The sequence below is a fragment of the Herbaspirillum sp. UBA812 genome (assembly GCF_002296545.1).
GTDB classification, from domain to species: domain Bacteria; phylum Pseudomonadota; class Gammaproteobacteria; order Burkholderiales; family Burkholderiaceae_D; genus Herbaspirillum; species Herbaspirillum huttiense.
On sequence record NZ_DBIC01000125.1, the window covers coordinates 4,462 to 6,302 of the forward strand.

At 63.5% G+C, this 1,841-nt stretch carries 2 protein-coding genes; one reads left to right on the top strand and one right to left on the bottom strand.

Going from position 1 to position 1,841, the window contains the following annotated elements:
* On the top strand, positions 1-364 hold a 364-nt coding region (gene yfcF, locus B3873_RS07995), incomplete at its 5' end, for a glutathione transferase (protein WP_286865144.1).
* 94 nt (positions 365-458) lie between these two features.
* Here yfcF and B3873_RS08000 read toward each other — a convergent pair.
* Positions 459-1,715: an MFS transporter gene (locus tag B3873_RS08000; RefSeq protein ID WP_034331750.1), complete on the bottom strand. Its 1,257-nt coding sequence runs from the start codon at positions 1,713-1,715 to the stop codon at positions 459-461.
* Between the last annotated feature and the right edge of the window lie 126 nt (positions 1,716-1,841).

The window sequence follows — 1,841 nt, forward strand, 5'->3', positions numbered from 1 at the left end:
TCCAGCCGCGCGCGCACGCGCACGCCAGGTGCAAGCCTGGCTGCGCAGCGACCTGATGCCCATCCGCGAAGAGCGCAATACGCAAGTGCTCTTCTACGCCGCGCGCAAGCCGCCCCTGTCCGCCCAGGCCGAAGCCACCGCACAGCGGCTGTTCCGTTTCGCGGAAGCCCTGCTGCCGCAAGCAGCGGACCACCTCTTCGGCCAGTGGTGCATCGCCGATACCGACCTGGCACTGATGATCAATCGTCTCGCCCTGCATGGCGATCCCGTACCACCGCGTCTGGCCGCCTATGCCAAGGCACAATGGCAGCGATCCACGGTGCAGGAGTGGGTGGCCATGCAGCGCCCGCCGCTGACGGCATGAACGATATCGGGCGTCACTGATCCGTGATCCCCAATGAAAAAAGGGCGGCGTCCCAAGACGCCGCCCCCTCATGCACTCTAGCGAATGACGACAATCAGGCAATCGCCTCCGGACGCGGACGGGCAATCGCAAACACCACCGCCACGGCCACCAGGTCGAACGCGGCCAGCAACACGAACAGAGGACCATAACCAATCTGCGTGACCAGGATGCCGAAGAGCAGCGTGAACAGCGTCGCCCCCAGGTAGCCGCTCATGCCGGTCAGGCCGGTGGCAGTGGCCACCTGATTCTTGGTGAACACATCGGAAGTGATCGAATACAACGCGCCCGACAGCGTCTGGTGCGCAAAGCCGCCGATGGAGAGCAAGGCGATGGCCACATACGGACTATCGACGAAGCCCACGCAAGCCGGCCCGATCATGGCCAGACTGCCCACCAGCATCACCAGCTTGCGCGAAGTGAACAGCGACACATTCAAATGCTTGTGGAAGAACGGGCTCAGGTAGCCGCCCAGCACGCAACCGATGTCCGCCGCCAGGAAAGGCAGCCAGGCGAACATGGCGATTTCCTTGATGTTCATGTGGCGCTCGGTGGCCATGTACAGCGGGATCCAGGCATTGAAGGTCTGCCACGCCGGTTCCGACAGGAAGCGCGGAATGGCGATCGACCAGAAGTTCTGGCTGCGCACGATCTTGGTCCAGCTTTCACGCACGACTTTTTCAGGTGTCTTTTCCTGGCCGTCGAGGATGTAGTCGCGCTCTTCCGGCGAGAGCAGCTTCTGGTCACGCGGGCTCTTGTAGAACAGCATCCACAGGAAGAACCACAACACGCCCAGCACGCCCACCACTACGAAGGACATCTTCCAGCCGCCATGCAGGATGGTCCACACCACCAGGGGCGGTGCGCACAGCGCGCCAATCGAGGAACCGATGTTGAACCAGCCGATGGCCACCGACCGTTCCTTGGCCGGGAACCACTCGGTGGAGGCCTTCACGCCACCGGGAATACCGGCTGCTTCGGTCATGCCCAGCAGCGCGCGGAAGAAGGCCAGGCTCTGCCAGCCGGTCGCCAGGGCGGCCGCCGCGCACACCAGCGACCAGGCCAGGGCGAAGATGCCGAAGCCGATCTTGGTGCCCACCGCGTCGAGAACGTAGCCGGCCACCGGCTGCATGACCGCATAGCAGATCTGCCACGCCACCACGATGTAGGAGTACTGCTGGGTACTCATGTCCAGCTCTTTCATCATGGTCGGGGCGGCCACCGACAGCGTGTTGCGGGCCAGGTAATTGACGATCAGGGCCAGGGTGACCAGCGTCACCATGTACCAACGGATTCCTCTTACGTACTTCATGGCGTCTCCAAAATGGATAGTTCTTCAAAGGGCAGGCAATGCGCGGCCCGTCGCCCAGGGGTCCGTTTGTGCGCCCGCTCTCGCGGTGGATGGCGCACAGCCGTCATCCCCCGGCGGCACAGGGCC

Coding starts and splice junctions, on each gene's coding strand:
- B3873_RS08000 (WP_034331750.1), bottom strand. CDS start 1,715: ATGAAGTACGTAAGAGGAATCCGTTGGTACATGGTGACGCTGGTCACC.